Here is a 16,197-nt window from a genome sequence, read left to right as displayed (position 1 = left end):
ATAATGAAGCCAAACAACAGAGGAGGGAGCTGCAAATGGGGGATTGGCTAAGTGTACTGAGCAGACATGAGGAACAGGACCGGATTGCCATCCGTGATGGGACAAGCGATCTCACGTATGCCGCATGCTGCGAGATGTTAAAAGAACTTGCACTGTCCCTGCCGCTACATGTGGATCGAATCGGGTTGATGATGGATCAGAGTGCCCAGGCCATCTTGATCCTGATGACCCTGATGGACGATGGCATTGCGGTCTTGCCAGTAGATGACAAGCAAACACGTGCCGATCTCATGCGGATAGAACGCACCTGTCCCGTAGATCTCTGGATTATACCTGATGAGAAATGGTCGTCGCTATATCACGACACAGATGATCATCTTCATATGTACAGCGAATATCTGCCAAGTCCCACGTCCCCGGAGACCCGCAGGGAATGGCTGAAACGGGAGAAGCCCCGATTTGGTGAGCTGTATTTGCTGACCTCGGGCAGTACGGGCCAATCCAAGGCGGTCTGTCATTCATCTCTCACCCTGCAACGGGAAGGCAACCAGTACCGCCGCTGGTTTGGCTATCATGCAGGCGATCGGGTTTTGGTTACGGTGCCCCTGAACCATTTGTACGGATTGTCCGGTGGGCTGGCTGCCGCGATGCTGGCAGGCGCAACGTTGATCATTTGCAGACACCCCGCTCCAAGAAAGGTATACCAGATGGTGGAGACGGAGAGGGCCACCTTGCTGCTTGCCGTTCCTGTCATGATCCAGCTGATGAATGATCTCAGATTGAAGGAATGCGGTGGACTGTATTCGCTGCGTGCCGCGATCTGTGCGGGCGGCAGACTGGAGCCTGAAACCGCGGCACGATTTCAGGAGCGATTTCAGGTTCGTCTGTTACAGCTGTATGGCAGTACGGAAACCGGCGCCATCGCAGCTGAATCCTGTCATCACTATCACCGCCATCCATCCCGTTATGTGGGGGCGTTGCTGCCGCAAATAGAAGCACGACTGGCTGCCAGTGGAAGACTGAGCATTCGGAGCCCGAGCCTGTGCCTTGGCTACACGGAGGGGAATCAGATGATTCCATGTACAGAAGACGGATGGTATGAAACAGATGATCTGGCTGAGATCAGGGATGGACAACTGGTTCTGCTTGGACGTGTCCCTAATTTTATCAATGTAGCGGGTCGCAAAGTTTACCCCCTGGAGATCGAGGAAGTGTGTCGTTCCCTTCCTTCCATTCAGGACGCGAGAGTATGGGGGACAGCGGATTCGCTGCACGGCGAGCGGATTGTGGTGGAATTCGTTGCCACAGAGAGTATGTCTGTTCCGGCGCTGAAGCAGGCGCTGCGTGCACAGCTGGCAAGCTACAAGATTCCACATGAATGGATACAGGTTGAGAAGATCCATCGCGGCTGGAAGCACGCACCTGCGGGTGAAACAGACGGTGAATAGGGAGTGAAGGAACGTTGCACACACACAAAGATTTTATTAGGAGGGAAATGAGCCGAGTATTCCGTTCACACTCCCTCTCACTGGATGAGATTGACATGGATGTCCCGCTAGTCTCAGACGAACTGAACATTTCCTCGATTGTCTGGATGCGTATTCTCCTCGAACTGGAGCACTGCTTTGATATGGATATCGATATCGAGCAACTTGGCGAACATGAGCTGCCCACTTTGCAGCATTTTATTGACATGATCGAATCTGCACTTGTCCGCCAGGGCATTCCACAGACGAGTCATGATGGGGAGGAGGGCGAAGACCTTGCATGAAGGAATGGTCATTGGATTGATAGGTGTAAAACCCTATCTGGTCGGTTCACTCATCCAGGCGCTGCCAGCTGGTGTCTCACTCCTGTATGCCCGCTCTCTGGAAGAAGCCCAGATTTGGAAACAAACCGGGTCGCTAATCAATGGCATGGTCTGGGAAATGAATGAGGAGATTCAGGACATACAGGACATTCAGGAGAATATCGATCTCTTGTCAGACCAATTGCCTGTCTCTGAATATCTGACCCTGTATGTATTAAGCTTGCCCGTGAGTGCGGAACCAGCCCATCATCCCTCTTCCATTAATGCCACCCAATCGGACAGACTGTCCACGCCAGCGATACATGGCCGACAGGGGATCTATCCGGTATATTCCCGCAAAGGTGCAGAGGTATTTTGGATTGAACCGGGATTGGAAATGGCCGTCTGGTGGGAGCACCTGCTCATGACTTTGCGCAAAAGCCGTCAGGAATGGGTGCTGCAAGAAGAGGTGGTGGTCAAACCTGAACTGCATGCCGTCTGGAACAAGGGCAAGCTGAATATGTTGCCGGGCAGGGAATGGGAAGTATTCTGTCTGCTGCTGAAGCATCGCGGCAGATTTGTTTCGACGGAAGAAATTCGTCTGGCCGTATGGGATGAGTATGCCAGCAGTGATACGGTACGCCAGTATATTTATCGTCTGCGAAAAAAATTGTCCTCTAGTAATGGACAAGGGTCGTTCATTCAGCACAGGAAAGGCATGGGGTATTGGCTTGGTGACCTCGATGAATCCGTATATGAGCAAGGATATCCTCACGATGAAGGTTCAGATTGGATGGACAGGAAGCAGGAGGTTGAACGATGGAAATGATCATTTCGCAAGAACAGAAAAACCATTTTGATGAGCAGGGATATGTCGTGTTGTCACAGGCGTTGTCTGCAGAAAAGGCAGATGACATCAATCGGGCCTTTCATCGTCTATGGCATCAGCTTGTCCTGGATGGCGTAATCAAACAGGATGAACAGCGACCGCTGGAAAGTCTTTTCCCGAGACTTCGGGATTACCATCTTACCCATTCGGACATTACAGAACAGGCATTGTCGGATCAGATGTTTGCCATCGCCGAAGCCCTGATCGGAGAGGCTGCACTCGCCATATCGACGAGCTATTACTTCAAAGGGCCGGGAACGAGAGGACTGCCCATGCATCAGGACAATTACAGTGTAGGGGCAGAGCCCGTCTCGACCTGTTCAGTATGGCTAAGTCTGAGTGCTACATCCGCTGATAATGGAGGACTGTATGTCGTTCCCGGTTCTCACAAGCTGGGACTGATGGTTCCGGAATCCATTGAGGAAAGCGACGCGGAATACGGTGAAAAACTGGCGCTTCCCGATGGTTTTCAGAAGCTGCCACTCGTGACGGAGAAAGGAGATATTGTGGCCTTTCACGGCAATTTGCTGCATGGCTCCGTGGAGAACAAGTCCAGGCATGATTTCAGGCAGGCCCATGTCACGCATTTTACGAGTGAACGTGTAGAGAAAGTATCTCTGAACTATCGGTCGCTGCGCAACCGGGACGGAGAATGGGTTCGTCGCAGACTCAACTTGCAAAAAAGACGGACATCTTTGAAACAATCGGCCTGGAGCGGAGTGGGAGGGGATTTTCAGTGGGAATAGGGGTGGAGGTTCACGAAGCAGCACAACGTCATCATACGATTATAGGAATAGGCTGTGACATCCAGCAAATATCGAGCCTGAAGCAGACGATGGACAGGCAGTCTCGCTTTGTCCCTTCGCTGTTTACGGCCGCTGAGATTAGCTACTGTGAAAGCCGGGGAAGGCCGGAGCAGCATTTTGCAGCGAGATGGGCGGCCAAAGAAGCGTTTTACAAAGCGGTGAGCAGGCTGCTGGAAGGTCCTATTCCATTCCGGCAGGTTGAAATTTGCCATGCGAATGGCGGACAGCCTTGTTTGAATCTGTATGGAGAGTTGAAGCAACAATGTGAAGCAAGGGGTCTTGCGTTTTACCTTAGTCTTTCCCATTCCGCTGACATGGCAATGGCCTATATCGTGGCGGTCACCCATAACGAAACGGGGGCATCACCATGATCCGAAAAACATTGCCGATTCATGCCAACCCGGGTCTTGAGACAGAATGCTATCATAATTTCAGACTGAGCCTTTTACTGGCAGATGCACAGAGAGAACCATGGGCATGGGGTCATTTTGTCAATTTGCAACTAAGCTGCGAAGCGTCGTTTCGTTTTCCGCTTGTTCGATTTGAAGAGCATCTTGACCTGTATGCCCCCGTATTGAAGGAAGAACCACTGCCCTGTGAAGGTCGTGACTGCATTGCGGTTATCCGCGAAGCGATTATGCGGGATCAGTATGTCGTCATCTATTTGAATTGGAAACACATTCCGGGGTCCAATCTGTATGAACAAAAAGATATGGTGCATGACGCGATCATCTATGGATTTGATGATGAACGAAAATTGTTGCAGATGATTGCGTTTGAGGTGGAAGGACGTTCCTACGCGCCGATCCATCTTTCCTATGAATTGTGCAGACGGGAATTTGAGACGATCTTGCAGGAGGAATTGCATGCCCAGCAGTGGTTTGCCTACTATGGATTCCCACTGTCTGCGATTACGGTCCAGAACCATCGCGATATGAACTTTGAAGCGAGCAGTTTGTATTTTTCACTGGATCGAGGAAAAGTGGGGATTCAGAAAGGTAGCGTCCAGATGTTTGCTAATGGCTATCCGGTCAACGAGGCGATGTCAGATTATTTCGCACAAGTCGCCGCGGGGCGGGAGCTGGACCCGCGCGAATATCATTTCTGGAACATCGTCATTGTGAAAATGGTCCAGCACAAAAAATGGATGCTGCGAAGACTGCATTATTTGCAGGCGAACAACCCTTCCAAACTGCTGCAGGCCTGTCAGCGATTGTATGAGAAGGCCAAACAGCAGTTGATGCAAGTACGCATCGATTCCTTCAAGTATCAGAAAACGGGCGAGATCCATTATGTGCGTCAGCTTAGTGAGCATTTTCATTTGATCTATGAACAGGAAAAACGTGCTGTTCCTTTATTAATGGAGCATCTGATCCAAGTACGCATGAGCCCCTGGCAGACCGAGACCAATCGTACAGGAGAGAAAGGAAGATGAGCATGCAGGATGACAAGCTGCAAGAACGGATCATGAACTGTCTGGAGGAGATATTGCCTTCGACTGTCACGGTTACGGCGGAATCCAACTTGTGGGAACTGGGAATCAATTCGATGACGTTTATCCGGCTGGTCGTAGCGCTGGAAGAGGCATTGGATATCGAGATTGAGGATGAGTCCATTTATTTGGAGCACTTTCGCAATGTGGAGAGTATCAAGGCGCTCGTCAGCCCTTACGTATCGTCGTCATGATCACAACAAACCACGGAGGATATGCTGTGGAAAAGCTGAGAGATTTGATCCTGAACATGAGAAGATATAGTTGTCCCCGGGGGGCACACACTACTATCCATTCAGGAGGGAATTTCAATGAAAGCAGCAGCTTTAAAGAAATTATCCATGACGCTTGAAAACTCCAATTCCAAAACGTATCTGGAACTGCTTGACGGTCGTGCAGAAGAACTTCACTTCGAGCAGGCAGAACCTACTCACTTCACCGTGAGCGACTCTGAGTTCAGCTTGAAATCCGGGGTAACCGTAGATCTGGAAATTCAAAACGTAGATCTGGTTGCAACTTCCAGCAAATTGTGGCCTGGACAGCAAATTCGCGTTCGCGGCGGATTGCATGGACAAGGCCAAACAATGAAAGCCAGTGCAACCATTCCTTTCAACAAGAAAATGGCTGAAGGTGTACAAGGTGAATCTTACCTGTACTGGGTAATGGAAACACCGGAAGGCACGTTCCACAACAAGCAACCGATCCACATGAAAGGAACACTGAAAGGTCTTCCACCGAAGGATGCTACTTTCTATTCTGAAAGTGTCATTCCAATGTTTGACGAGCAAGACAACCAAGTTGGCCAAATCTATGGCTGCCTGCAATCCAACTAATCCCGCAACATGAGTCAGTCACAATAGAAGTGCGGAAGGACCATCATCGATGGTCCTTCTTTTTCAAGGGAGGAGAGACATGAAGTCTTATGATGTCATCATTGCGGGTGCCCGCTGTGCAGGCGCCTCCACCGCCTGTTTTCTCGCGGAACAGGGATATCGTGTGCTGTTGATCGAAGCCTATCAGGCGCCCGGACCAACCCTGTCTACCCATATTATTGGAGAGACGGATATCTATGATCGTCTCGGTCTAACTGGAAAATTTCAGGCAGCCAAAATCCCTGAAATGACCCGTATGCGGGTAGATCTGGACGGACGAGTGATGGAATCCGCGATCTGTGTAACAACCAGAGCCCTAAGCGTCAGGCGGGAGCTGCTGGATTCATGGCTGCTTGAGCGTGCCGGGTCCTATCCCGACGTGGATATTTTACTGGGGACAAAGCTGGTGGAGATGGAGATCGTGGAAGGCGAGGCGGAAGAAGACTGCTCCGTGAAGATCACTGGCCACAATGAGCAGGGAGAGAAGATATTGGCACAGGCCAAGGTTGTCGTGGGCGCGGATGGCCGTCACTCCACTGTGTCTGAACTGGCGAATGCCCCAATGGAACGGGAATCCGATAAAGATCATTTGGCGGTGATATATGCGTACTTTAAAGGATTGCTTCCGCTTCCCATTCCAACCGTCGAATGGTATTGGACGTATCCGGGACTGATGCTGTGCAATCCGCTGGACAACGGTCTGCATTGTATCGCCTGGATGACGCCGCAAGCGCAGTTCAATCCGCAGCGGAAAGATCTGAAGGCCTATCTCCTGCAATCGCTCGCCCGCATCGAAACGCTGGCTCCCCGTCTGACCCACAGCGAGATAACAGGGAGAGTGAAGGGCGTACCGGCCAAAGCCAGTTATATCCGGCAGCCATACGGAGATGGCTGGGTACTGGTCGGAGATGCTTCCGCATACTTGCATCCGGTATCCGGCTCCGGGATTGACAATGCCATTTGCATGGCTGAACAATTGGCCGCACAGCTTCACCTGTATTTGCGTGGTGATCTGAGCTGGCAGCAAGCGATGGCATCATACAAGCAGCATCGTGATGAGCGAATCATCCCGCAATACGACGCATGTCTGCAAACGCTCAGTCGAGCGGGCGAACAGCTGGAAGAAGATCAACTGCAGGCGCTCGATTGGCTGCTTACCTTTCCAAGTTTGTCGAAATCGCTGACTGGACAAGCAGCCTCCATTTATCACAATTTGACAGGAGGACACACGCATGCTGGAATGCCCCAATGACCGCACGTTGAATATCACGTATCTGGAAGCACCGCTGGAACAGGTCTGGTGGTCTGTGGCGACCCCCTCGGGCTCCAATACGTATCTGACCTATTATGCTTCGACGTCCGGTGTAGATGGATCACCCAGGATCGGAGACCGCTATCAGCTCAACTATGGCGACATCATGAATGAAAATGAAATTGTGGCATGTGAACCCATGCGTAAAATCGCATTTTCAGATGCGTATCAATCGATGGACCCGGATGGTCAGATGCAGACCTATTCCGTTCAGACCTCTTATGAACTGGAGCAGGCAGGTTCGCTGACGAAGCTTTCTTTGCAAGTGAAAGGATTTGAACCTACGACGCATGGCCAGTGGTTTCGGGAATGTCTGGAGATGGGATGGCGCAGATCTCTCATGAACTTGAAGTCCGTCCTGGAGCTAGGTCTGGATCTTCGCACCGAGATGTTCAGTTTTCCGCGGCTGGGCGTCTTGAACGGAACCGTCAATAAGGAACAATCTATTGTAACAGGTGTCCCCCAAGGTGAAGGGAATTATTTACTGGAAGTATTTCCGAACAGTCCAGCTGCACAGGCAGGACTTCGAAAGGGTGATGTGGTGCGGTCCATCGGAGGAGCAGATACAAATGATTACGCAGAATTTGTCCGTGTCGTATCTGGCTACTATGGACAGCAGGCAGAACCAGGACTGACCTTTGTCCGCAACGGCAAGGAACAGGAGACAACGATTCAGTTTACACTGGATGATACGTTTACAGGATTGATTGATATCGAGAAGACGCCACTGGAGGAAATTCGCAGGAAAAGGGAGAAGCTGGCCAAGCAGCGTGCTGGCTCAGGTCAACGATGGTCGAATCCGAACGAGGAGTAAATGCTGGAGAGTCAGGTGATGGCGTGCCAAAAGAGAGAGGCATTTATTTTAAAGAGCAGACAAAACCAGTGAGCGTGTCTTTGCGATTGTACCCGCCATTTGTTCAAGGATATTTATTCTACGCCTATCCTGCCAGTTTGATCGGAATGACGGATGAAACCAAACCATGGATTTTCAGTCATTACATTCAAATGTGCATCGACCCCGATTTTGAGCATAGCCCGGTACCCTATACGTTCTATGCGTTTGACTATGCGATGTGCCCCTGGTTAAAGGTGGAATCGATCTCGAGAAAAACGTTGCAGGCCTGCGGCCCGGACCCGCTTTCGTTTTTCAAAGCGTGTATCGCACAGCAGCAGTGTATCTATGTCTATCTGGATGAATATCAGATTCCACACCGTGTTCACTATCGCAAGTCGCGTTTTATCCATGAAAACCTGATCGTCGGATATGACGATAACGAAGGCGCGTTTGAACTGCTGGGCTTTGATGAGTATATGATTTTTCGCAGAACGAAGATCTCGTATGAACAGATGCTGACTGCCTATGCCGGCGTGGATGACGGGATGGATCAACCTGATGAGCTTCATCAAATCTTGAATTCGGACAGTGCACGGGTGTTTCAGCGCATCCAACTGTTTCAACGCCACTCAGATGTCCGCTATCCCTTTGACACACAGCTGGTGTGGGAAAGCATGCAGGATTATGTACAAGGTTACAATACGTCCAATCGGCTGTCCATGCTGAGAAAACCCTGGAACCGGGCATACGGGATTCACTGTTACCCCTACATCCTGGATTATGTCCACCGGCTGATTCACGATGAGGTGCCATTCGATATCCGATATCTTCATAACCTCTGGGAGCATAAGCAGCTCATGACCAAACGGATTCACTATATGCAGCAGCATCAGTTCTTGGGACGGGATACAGCGATACAGAAGGAATTTGAAAAGCTGGAGCATCAAACTTTGCTGCTTCGCAATCTCATGCTGAAATATTATTATCAGCCAAATCGAGCCCATCTGGAACACATCGGGGAAGCATTGCCGCAGATTGGAGAAAAAGAGGTACCCTTACTTAGATGCGTCATGGAAGATATGCAACATCAAGCTTGCCTGGCCGGACGACCCATCTCCGAGTAAGGAGATGGGAGGGTTCATTCTCTTGTTCGAATGTCGTTCACCCTTGCATCCGTAGGCTCCACCAGTCCGGTCAGCAGAGCGTGATAAGAAAGGCGGGCAGTCGTTTCGTACTCGGTTCCTCGTCGTACATATTGAATGTCTACCGTATCTTTTTTTCCATATGAGCGGGAGAGCTCCTTTACAAAATGGGCGTAAGTGGGCACTTTATGCTGATCCAGAGCGACGATGATGTCGCCTTTTTGCAATCCAGCGAGCGAGGCAGGGCCATCAGGGAACACTTCCATCACCCAGTTCCCCTGCACATGATTCGGGTCAAGAAAGTGGGCACGAAGCTGCTGAGAGGTAGCGGTATAGTTGCATATCCCCAATCTTGGATAACCAAAGATCGCTTGTCTCAGATCCAGCCCCAGTTCCAGTCTAGTTTTCAGGTTGAAGAGGGACTGCTTCCAGCCGAAATCGGCACATTCCCGTATCCATTGCAGCAGCTCATCGTCAGATTCATAGCCTTCGACGATGGCGGACACCGCATACATAGAGGACGAATCCCGGGAAAAATCCGGTTCCTCTACAGGTTCGATGAGAAAGGTAGTCGTTACCTGGTAGGATAAATAACTGTCATCGGCTAACAAGGATTTGAAATGATCGTGAAAGGTCACGCTTCGCATCGGTTCGATTTGTGTACACACCGCCTCATTCAGCATGTCCCCGATTACAATATGCACAACGGTTCCGCTCTCCAAAAACGCGGTGGACATGTTCACACGATCGGTCAAGTAATCGTTCATGCCGGATGCCGTTGTCAGATGATACCAGATCGATGCAAGAGGCGCTTCAATCACCATCGTCGTTTTTGTCTTTTCGGTATGCATGTTCTCAGCTCCATTTCATATTGGGATTGAGATAAACGGAAGAGAAGCAAAGCTCTCTTCATTATGTGCGCGCCAGACGAATGGAAACTAGGCTTTTCCTAACGAGGATGGATGTGCGGGAGCATCCAAAGCTGAGTAATGCTGTAAAGCCGTCGATATAATGTGAAGCAGAAGCAGAATGACAAGAAATAAAACGATTGGAATGGAGGATCTCATCATGCGGCAATTGATTTTGGAGCTGTTAAGCCAGGATGGGTGCGGGGTTTTGCCCAAGGAGGAGATTGCGGAAAGCAAGCGATTGTACGATATCGGATTCGATTCCCTCCGGTATATGGAGTTCGTGGTACTCCTCGAGGAAAAGGCGGGAATTGCCGTTCCGGATGAGTGGCTGGAGATTCGAGCTGAGACCACCATCGACCAATTGATTAAGGCGTTAACGGATCACCATGGTTAGCGCACATGTGGTGATTCCCGTTCATAATCAGTCGCTGCCGTTGCAATTAACGCTGGAAGGGTTCACCAGACAGACGATTTCTTCCTCCCAATTCCAGATCACGGTCGTGGATGATGGCTCAGACGTTTCGGTGCAAGAGATCGTACAACCTTTCACCTCCAAGCTCCCGGTTCAATGCATGCGGCTGGAAGAGCGAAGCGGAAGAGCTCGTGCGCGCAATATCGGTGTAGAGCAGGGAGAGGCTGATCTGCTCATTTTTTGTGATGGTGATCGTATACCCAGACCCGATTTTATGGAGGCTCACCTCCAGACCCACCGACAGAAGGAGCGCCCCGGCCTGCTGGTGGGTCAGGTCAGAGACCTGTATCTGGCCGATCTGCCAACCCAGCTCGAACGGGCCAGAACTTCTGTTGTCAACCAGGTCCATGATCGCATACCGCAATATCCTTCCCTCGTATATGGATTGTTTGATGAACAGGGTGAGACGCATTCCCCTGTGGCCTGGATTGCCACGTTAACCGGGAATCTCTCCATGCCAACTTCGCTGTTCAGCCAATTGGGCGGATTTGATGAACGGTTCCGGGAATGGGGTTTTGAGCATTTTGAATTCGGTTACCGCGCCAGTCAGGCGAAGATGCCCTTCTATTATGAGCCAAGGGCCATCAATGTCCATCTCGCCCATCGGCGGGACAAGGATGCCTACGTCCAGCATTTAACGGAGAGCCATACTTATTTTTACGGCAAGCATCCTGATGCAGCCGTGAAGGGATTGTTGCCGTTTATGCTCGGTGAACTCACGCTGTCCCGATTTGAAAAGGTGGCCAAGGGAGAAGAACAGGACGACCAGACCATTGAAAAAGCGACACACAATCGCGTACGCATTCAGAACTTTTAATTGCAGTGGAAGACACTGGAACAAGGAGGCGTGCTGAGAGGCATGCAGAAATCGAACTTGATGTCACTATTGCCGCAGCAAGATCCGTTTCGGCTCATCGACCGGATTGTGAGCTATGAGCCGGGACAGCGGTTACGGGCTGAAATGGATCTGTCCAGGCTGTATTCGGATTTCGGTCAACAGGCCATCGTTCCGTTGCATGTGCTGGTCGAGTCACTGGCTCAAACCGCTGTCATTTATGTTCAGTTGGAGACGAATCCACTGGAGGATCATGAGGTTCCTTTACTGGGAAAGGTAGAGGCCAAGGCAATAAAAGACGTCGCCTGGACGCAATCGGTTCAACTGGAGATTACACCGGTTCGTATCCTCGCCAAACAAGCGATGCTGACCGGTCGCGTCCGTACTATTCCCGAAGAGGAGATCCATCTGACGGCAGAGTTATATGTAGCCGTTTCCAAAGGGCAGGTGAGTCATTTGTGAAACCGGAGCAGATATTGCCCTATGCCAAGCCATGGATACTGATCGATGATATGCAGTATGAGGAATCAGCCGGATGGGCAACCAGCAAAAAATTGGTGAGCAGCAGTGATCATTATGTAAGAGGCCATTTTCCGGAACAAAGCATCTATCCCGGTGTGTTGCTTGCGGAAGGAATGGTGCAGACGATCGAGGCTGTGCTTTTACATGAAAAGATCTGTATGAAGCTGGTCGAAGCCACCTCTCGCTTTTTACGTCCCGCTGTCCCGGGCGATGAGGTGCACTTTGTAGTCAAAATCTGCGACAGGCAAGCAGACAGATGGGTGTGTGAGGGAACCGGATTTGTGGACGAACAACAGATGATTCACAGTACGATGACATTTGCCAAATAGAAGATTCGACAAACCAACGCGAAGGGATGGGGTGAGAGGTTGAACGGGCGTGGAGAAGAACGATTCGTGGAGCTGGAGGATGGCGAACATCGCATGGCAGGTATCCTGCATCTGCCTCCTGGCTCTGACAAAAAGCAGGGAGAAGATGCTGCATTTCCGGTCATCTTGTATTGTCCCGGGAAAAATGGTGAGCGCTATGAGGTGCACCGTCTGGCTGTAAAATTTGCCCGATATCTGGCCAGTATCGGGATTGCCATGCTGCGGTTCGATTACGTGGGGCTTGGACTCAGCGACGGACACACTTCACAAATGACGACTTCCACCAAATTGTCCAATGTGGCGGCTGCGTATACCTGGCTGACTGAACAGCCCGAAATTGACAAGCATCACATTTGCCTGCTCGGATTCAGTGACGGGGCTCGGATGGCCTTGATGTCAGCTAACCGGTTAGGAATTGATCAAATCATCCTATGGAGTCCGCTGTTTTATGAATTTGGTGGAAATATGCCGGGAGGACGAAAGCCCCGATTTTCCCGCCATCCCGAATATACGGATCGACTGGTGATGCCTTGGGCTGGCCTATGGATCAGTATGGATTTTTACCGCGATTTGCACGGCCTGGACATTCAGCAGGAGCTGCACCGTTATGCCGGCCGATCTCTGGTGGTATACGGTGATAATGATCCGCTCATCGAAGAAGAATTCGCGCAACTTCAAACGAATCAGATTGCGATATACGCCGGAACCGATACACATCAAGTTACGGCCATTGCAGGGGGAGGACATCTGTTTACCTCCTGTGAACTGGAAACGAAGCTGATCCATCGAACGACTCGCTGGCTGCAAGAGCAGTTTGGTCATACGGAAGGGAACCCGGTTCAAATGGATGCTGTGGAAGGGGGGATTGAGCGATGTGGCGACAGGTGAGATTCGGCAGACAGCTGGAAATGACCGGACTGGAAGAACGGCCTGAACGAGGACGGGAGAACTTGCCCCTAGTCGTGACCCTCTCAGGACTCGGGCAAGCCATGAGTGAGAAAAACTATCTCTTTTCCCAGCTTCGCAAGCGTCTGGCGGATCGTCGGCAGTGGGTGGTGCAATTTGATTACCGCGGACATGGAGACAGTCAGGGAGAACTGGGTGAGGTCAGCCTCTCCACGATGGTGGCAGATACGCTTCAGGTTTTGCATGAACTTACGAGACAGACTACGCCTCCTGCCATTTATTTAGTCGGACATGCGCTCGGCGCGGTCGTGGCCCTGCAGGTCACCTCCATCTGGAATAGCCGAACAGGTGCAGACACTTCCGTTGAAACAACTTCACATCCTTCCCCTACGTCCGGGCCCAGTTTGGCAATTCCTGTCCTTATTTCACCACCTCCACTGGAACGAGCGGATGTGTACGCGCTTTTTCCGCCTGACGCCCTGAAAAAGGCTGAAACCGTTGGTGCTATAGATGCTCGTGAACTCATTCCGGGAGAGGATTATTACACCTTCAGCGATTTGGATGCCGATCAGGTGCAGGTGATTCAGCAGTTGGGCGCGCACTTGTTGTATCTGCATGGACAACGAATTAGTTCCACTATGATCCACGATTGGGCGCAGTTGAATATGCAGGCTCTGTACGAGGCGCAGCGTGTGCCCATTCATCTCTTGCACGGTGTTGAAGATGAAGTCTCATCTGCTCTGACTACGCATGTCCAGGCAGACATTCGGCTCTGTCCATTTCAGCCGGGACGCAACTTCTATCATCATCCGGCTGCGATGGATGATCTGATCAGGAAATTGTGCAACCTGATTGTGCCGCAGAAGGCTTGTCAGGGAACTTGTACACGCTGTCGATGTGAAACATATACAAGACAGGCAAACGAACGAATAGGGAGGAAACAGGATGACCACGTCAATGCTGAAGGATGACCTTCAACACACACATAAATGGGACTGGCGGTTTCCGGATGAGTTTGGTCTCAGTGAGCGCAACCTGGATTGTCTGCAACTTTCAATCCTGGAAATATTGAAATGGAAAGGGGTGGATGATCCCATCCCCCTCTTTCTCCAACCCTTTGACTGCCACTCACATGAACTCTTGTTGCGGCGAAGCCGTCCTGAATTGAAACGGTTATGGACACTCATTCCTTATCCATTGCTAGACCAGGCACAATCTGCTCATCTGCTGCGCTCGCTACTGGATGGCGAAGGCTATGCACTGGTCAGGTACCAAGCGTATGAGGCCCCGTTTTCCGCGTATTGCGGGAAGCATGACGTAACGCACTGGGCGCTGATCCTGGATATGACGGAGGACGAAGTCATTCTGCTCGATGATGCCGGTGCACCCGAATTTTATAACGGCCTGCTCGGCCGGGTGCCTGTGGACACTTTTTTTCAGGTGTTGGCAGATCATCCCGACAACGGGTTTGCCATACTCAAGCCCAAAACCATGCCAGATGCAGCCGAAACCCGGTGGGAACAACAATGTTTTCAGCTGATGCAAGCATCCGTCACTGAAATGAAGGAAAAGGGGGGACTGCAACGTTTGTCCGCTTTTGCTGATGCCGTTGAGCATGTACCGCTTGTGAGCCTGACATCCTCACTCGAGCAGCTGGAATTCGATATTCATTATTTTCGCCGCTTGCGTGAGCTCTGGTGGACAGCCGTCCAGCGCAAGGCCCTGCCAAGTCCATGTGTGAATCCGGAGTGGCCACAGATTCTGGAAAAGCTTTGTCATACGTGGTCGTATGTGATGGGGGTTTTGATGAAATGGAAGCGTCAGCCAGAACGGGATTACCGAGTGAAACTCATCGGACATTTGAGGCAGGCTGTCGAACTCGAGGGGTCACTTATGGATAGCTGGGAAGAACAAATTGGCAACAGGGAGTTTCTGTCATGAATACACCGCGGGCCATAGCCGCTCAGCTCATCCATCATTCCCTACGTGTCTCGCCAGGAGAAAAAGTCCTCCTGGATGTAACCGGGACGGCGGACGATTATATAGAAGCCATTGTCACCGAGGTTTACGAAGCAGGAGCAGAACCGCATGTTATTCAGCATTCCTTTCCGGTGTTGAAGTCGCTCGTCGCCTCCAGCAGCCAAGCCCAGCTTCAACGATGGGCAGCGGCAGATGTGGCGAGGATTCGTAGTATGAATGTGTATATCGGGCTGCGTGCCGAACAGAATCCGTATGAGCTTTACGATCTGCCTGAAGAACGCTATCGGGATTATGTCACCCATTATTTGCAGCCCAAACAGTATGCCATGGGCAGTCTGTCCAAATGGAATCTGTTGAAAACACCGACCTCTTCCTGGGCTCAGCTGGCGCACATGAGTAATCGGGCTTACGAGAGGCTGTACCGGGACGCTTGCACGATGGATTACGCGGCATGGGCGGCAGCCGTACAGCCCTTGTCTGAAATGTTCGCTACTGCCAAGCACGTCCGTATTACGGGCCCCTCAACCGAATTGACGTTCTCCGTAGAAGGGATGACCAGTATGATCTGTGCCGGGCAGTATAATTTGCCTGATGGAGAATGGTTCACGGCACCGGTGCTCGATTCTGTGGAAGGGCACATTCAATTCAATGTACCCACTTCCTACATGGGGACCTCTTGTGACCAGGTTCGGCTGGTATTCCGCCATGGCTGTGTCGTTGAGGCATCGGCTGCGGTCAATCAGCACTGGCTGGAGCAGATGCTCGAGCAGGACGAAGGTGCGCGCAAGGTCGGAGAGTTCGGAATAGGTCTGAACCCGCACATTGTAAAGCCCACCCAAAACTTGATCTTCGATGAAAAGATGCAGGGCAGTCTTCATCTCGCCCTTGGTCAGGCCTATCCAATGGCAGACAACGGCAACGTTTCCAGGCTGCACTGGGATTTTGTCTTGTTGCAATCAGAATCACACGGAGGCGGTTCCATAGAAGTGGATGGAGAGCTGGTTCGTCACAATGGACGATTTGTCTTACCCGAGCTGGAAGCCCTGAATGGTCCTGCATGAAGATA

Annotated in this window: 20 protein-coding genes; 19 read left to right on the top strand and 1 reads right to left on the bottom strand. The window is 51.1% G+C overall.

Going from position 1 to position 16,197, the window contains the following annotated elements:
- The first annotated feature begins 35 nt into the window (after window positions 1-35).
- The 11 genes from ACFSUC_RS17345 to ACFSUC_RS17295 all read left to right on the top strand — a co-directional run bounded on the left by ACFSUC_RS17345 (window position 36) and on the right by ACFSUC_RS17295 (window position 9,119).
- A complete protein-coding gene (locus ACFSUC_RS17345) occupies window positions 36-1,448 on the top strand; it encodes a class I adenylate-forming enzyme family protein (RefSeq protein WP_379930910.1) in 1,413 nt (470 codons plus the stop codon).
- A 47-nt stretch (window positions 1,449-1,495) separates the two neighbouring features.
- The gene (locus tag ACFSUC_RS17340; RefSeq protein ID WP_379930909.1) at window positions 1,496-1,771 is read left to right on the top strand and encodes a phosphopantetheine-binding protein; all 276 of its coding nucleotides are present in this window, start codon (window positions 1,496-1,498) and stop codon (window positions 1,769-1,771) included.
- On the top strand, window positions 1,764-2,618 hold the full coding sequence (locus ACFSUC_RS17335; protein WP_379930908.1) for a winged helix-turn-helix domain-containing protein: 855 nt from the start codon (window positions 1,764-1,766) through the stop codon (window positions 2,616-2,618). Before ACFSUC_RS17340 ends, ACFSUC_RS17335 begins: the two co-directional genes overlap by 8 nt.
- Window positions 2,609-3,424 carry a phytanoyl-CoA dioxygenase family protein gene (locus ACFSUC_RS17330; protein WP_379930907.1) on the top strand — a complete coding sequence of 272 codons (816 nt, stop codon included), beginning with the start codon at window positions 2,609-2,611 and terminating at the stop codon, window positions 3,422-3,424. Before ACFSUC_RS17335 ends, ACFSUC_RS17330 begins: the two co-directional genes overlap by 10 nt.
- On the top strand, window positions 3,415-3,855 hold the full coding sequence (locus ACFSUC_RS17325; RefSeq protein ID WP_379930906.1) for a holo-ACP synthase: 441 nt from the start codon (window positions 3,415-3,417) through the stop codon (window positions 3,853-3,855). Before ACFSUC_RS17330 ends, ACFSUC_RS17325 begins: the two co-directional genes overlap by 10 nt.
- Window positions 3,852-4,919: a hypothetical protein gene (locus tag ACFSUC_RS17320; protein WP_379930905.1), complete on the top strand. Its 1,068-nt coding sequence runs from the start codon at window positions 3,852-3,854 to the stop codon at window positions 4,917-4,919. The genes ACFSUC_RS17325 and ACFSUC_RS17320 overlap by 4 nt, the downstream gene beginning before the upstream one ends.
- Window positions 4,916-5,170: an acyl carrier protein gene (locus ACFSUC_RS17315; protein WP_379930904.1), complete on the top strand. Its 255-nt coding sequence runs from the start codon at window positions 4,916-4,918 to the stop codon at window positions 5,168-5,170. Before ACFSUC_RS17320 ends, ACFSUC_RS17315 begins: the two co-directional genes overlap by 4 nt.
- A gap of 117 nt (window positions 5,171-5,287) precedes the next feature.
- Window positions 5,288-5,809 (top strand): hypothetical protein, encoded by a 522-nt coding sequence (locus ACFSUC_RS17310; RefSeq protein WP_379930903.1) that lies wholly within the window; start codon window positions 5,288-5,290, stop codon window positions 5,807-5,809.
- 79 nt (window positions 5,810-5,888) lie between these two features.
- Window positions 5,889-7,100 carry an NAD(P)/FAD-dependent oxidoreductase gene (locus tag ACFSUC_RS17305; protein WP_379930902.1) on the top strand — a complete coding sequence of 404 codons (1,212 nt, stop codon included), beginning with the start codon at window positions 5,889-5,891 and terminating at the stop codon, window positions 7,098-7,100.
- On the top strand, window positions 7,081-7,974 hold the full coding sequence (locus tag ACFSUC_RS17300) for a PDZ domain-containing protein (RefSeq protein WP_379930901.1): 894 nt from the start codon (window positions 7,081-7,083) through the stop codon (window positions 7,972-7,974). The genes ACFSUC_RS17305 and ACFSUC_RS17300 overlap by 20 nt, the downstream gene beginning before the upstream one ends.
- 68 nt (window positions 7,975-8,042) lie before the next feature.
- Window positions 8,043-9,119, top strand: coding sequence for a hypothetical protein (locus ACFSUC_RS17295; RefSeq protein WP_379930900.1), 1,077 nt, complete (start codon window positions 8,043-8,045; stop codon window positions 9,117-9,119).
- A 14-nt stretch (window positions 9,120-9,133) separates the two neighbouring features.
- Here the strand turns inward: ACFSUC_RS17295 and ACFSUC_RS17290 are convergent, their stop codons facing one another.
- Complete coding sequence (locus ACFSUC_RS17290) at window positions 9,134-9,988, bottom strand: PDZ domain-containing protein (protein WP_379930899.1); 855 nt, start codon at window positions 9,986-9,988, stop codon at window positions 9,134-9,136.
- Window positions 9,989-10,205: 217 nt separating this feature from the next.
- Between ACFSUC_RS17290 and ACFSUC_RS17285 the strand changes: the two genes are divergently transcribed.
- From ACFSUC_RS17285 to ACFSUC_RS17250, 8 genes are read left to right on the top strand one after another with little or no spacing between them, the layout of a single operon-like run.
- Complete coding sequence (locus tag ACFSUC_RS17285; RefSeq protein WP_379930898.1) at window positions 10,206-10,442, top strand: acyl carrier protein; 237 nt, start codon at window positions 10,206-10,208, stop codon at window positions 10,440-10,442.
- Window positions 10,435-11,337 (top strand): glycosyltransferase family 2 protein, encoded by a 903-nt coding sequence (locus ACFSUC_RS17280; RefSeq protein WP_379930897.1) that lies wholly within the window; start codon window positions 10,435-10,437, stop codon window positions 11,335-11,337. The genes ACFSUC_RS17285 and ACFSUC_RS17280 overlap by 8 nt, the downstream gene beginning before the upstream one ends.
- 42 nt (window positions 11,338-11,379) lie before the next feature.
- A complete protein-coding gene (locus ACFSUC_RS17275; protein WP_379930896.1) occupies window positions 11,380-11,817 on the top strand; it encodes a FabA-like domain protein in 438 nt (145 codons plus the stop codon).
- Window positions 11,814-12,206, top strand: a complete 393-nt coding sequence (locus ACFSUC_RS17270) for a 3-hydroxyacyl-ACP dehydratase FabZ family protein (protein ID WP_379930895.1) — start codon at window positions 11,814-11,816, stop codon at window positions 12,204-12,206. Before ACFSUC_RS17275 ends, ACFSUC_RS17270 begins: the two co-directional genes overlap by 4 nt.
- 39 nt (window positions 12,207-12,245) lie before the next feature.
- A complete protein-coding gene (locus ACFSUC_RS17265; protein ID WP_379930894.1) occupies window positions 12,246-13,133 on the top strand; it encodes an alpha/beta hydrolase family protein in 888 nt (295 codons plus the stop codon).
- Window positions 13,118-14,122 carry an alpha/beta hydrolase gene (locus ACFSUC_RS17260; RefSeq protein WP_379930893.1) on the top strand — a complete coding sequence of 335 codons (1,005 nt, stop codon included), beginning with the start codon at window positions 13,118-13,120 and terminating at the stop codon, window positions 14,120-14,122. Before ACFSUC_RS17265 ends, ACFSUC_RS17260 begins: the two co-directional genes overlap by 16 nt.
- The gene (locus ACFSUC_RS17255) at window positions 14,097-15,092 is read left to right on the top strand and encodes a hypothetical protein (protein WP_379930892.1); all 996 of its coding nucleotides are present in this window, start codon (window positions 14,097-14,099) and stop codon (window positions 15,090-15,092) included. Before ACFSUC_RS17260 ends, ACFSUC_RS17255 begins: the two co-directional genes overlap by 26 nt.
- Window positions 15,089-16,192, top strand: a complete 1,104-nt coding sequence (locus ACFSUC_RS17250) for an aminopeptidase (protein WP_379930891.1) — start codon at window positions 15,089-15,091, stop codon at window positions 16,190-16,192. Before ACFSUC_RS17255 ends, ACFSUC_RS17250 begins: the two co-directional genes overlap by 4 nt.
- The last annotated feature ends 5 nt before the right edge of the window (window positions 16,193-16,197 follow it).

Origin of the sequence: Marinicrinis sediminis, assembly GCF_042685085.1 — a bacterium.
GTDB classification, from domain to species: Bacteria; Bacillota; Bacilli; order Paenibacillales; family KCTC-33676; genus Marinicrinis; species Marinicrinis sediminis.
Note: the sequence above shows the minus strand (reverse complement) of the source record. Positions and strands in the feature narration are given on the sequence as shown.

What these genes read in the sequence shown, in the direction of transcription:
- ACFSUC_RS17340 (WP_379930909.1), top strand. Translation starts at nt 1,496, where the DNA reads ATGAGCCGAGTATTCCGTTCACACTCCCTCTCACTGGATGAGATTGAC.
- ACFSUC_RS17285 (WP_379930898.1), top strand. Translation starts at nt 10,206, where the DNA reads ATGCGGCAATTGATTTTGGAGCTGTTAAGCCAGGATGGGTGCGGGGTT.
- ACFSUC_RS17280 (WP_379930897.1), top strand. Translation starts at nt 10,435, where the DNA reads ATGGTTAGCGCACATGTGGTGATTCCCGTTCATAATCAGTCGCTGCCG.
- ACFSUC_RS17260 (WP_379930893.1), top strand. Translation starts at nt 13,118, where the DNA reads ATGTGGCGACAGGTGAGATTCGGCAGACAGCTGGAAATGACCGGACTG.
- ACFSUC_RS17320 (WP_379930905.1), top strand. Translation starts at nt 3,852, where the DNA reads ATGATCCGAAAAACATTGCCGATTCATGCCAACCCGGGTCTTGAGACA.
- ACFSUC_RS17330 (WP_379930907.1), top strand. Translation starts at nt 2,609, where the DNA reads ATGGAAATGATCATTTCGCAAGAACAGAAAAACCATTTTGATGAGCAG.
- ACFSUC_RS17305 (WP_379930902.1), top strand. Translation starts at nt 5,889, where the DNA reads ATGAAGTCTTATGATGTCATCATTGCGGGTGCCCGCTGTGCAGGCGCC.
- ACFSUC_RS17275 (WP_379930896.1), top strand. Translation starts at nt 11,380, where the DNA reads ATGCAGAAATCGAACTTGATGTCACTATTGCCGCAGCAAGATCCGTTT.
- ACFSUC_RS17250 (WP_379930891.1), top strand. Translation starts at nt 15,089, where the DNA reads ATGAATACACCGCGGGCCATAGCCGCTCAGCTCATCCATCATTCCCTA.
- ACFSUC_RS17290 (WP_379930899.1), bottom strand. Translation starts at nt 9,988, where the DNA reads ATGCATACCGAAAAGACAAAAACGACGATGGTGATTGAAGCGCCTCTT.
- ACFSUC_RS17345 (WP_379930910.1), top strand. Translation starts at nt 36, where the DNA reads ATGGGGGATTGGCTAAGTGTACTGAGCAGACATGAGGAACAGGACCGG.
- ACFSUC_RS17255 (WP_379930892.1), top strand. Translation starts at nt 14,097, where the DNA reads ATGACCACGTCAATGCTGAAGGATGACCTTCAACACACACATAAATGG.
- ACFSUC_RS17315 (WP_379930904.1), top strand. Translation starts at nt 4,916, where the DNA reads ATGAGCATGCAGGATGACAAGCTGCAAGAACGGATCATGAACTGTCTG.
- ACFSUC_RS17300 (WP_379930901.1), top strand. Translation starts at nt 7,081, where the DNA reads ATGCTGGAATGCCCCAATGACCGCACGTTGAATATCACGTATCTGGAA.
- ACFSUC_RS17310 (WP_379930903.1), top strand. Translation starts at nt 5,288, where the DNA reads ATGAAAGCAGCAGCTTTAAAGAAATTATCCATGACGCTTGAAAACTCC.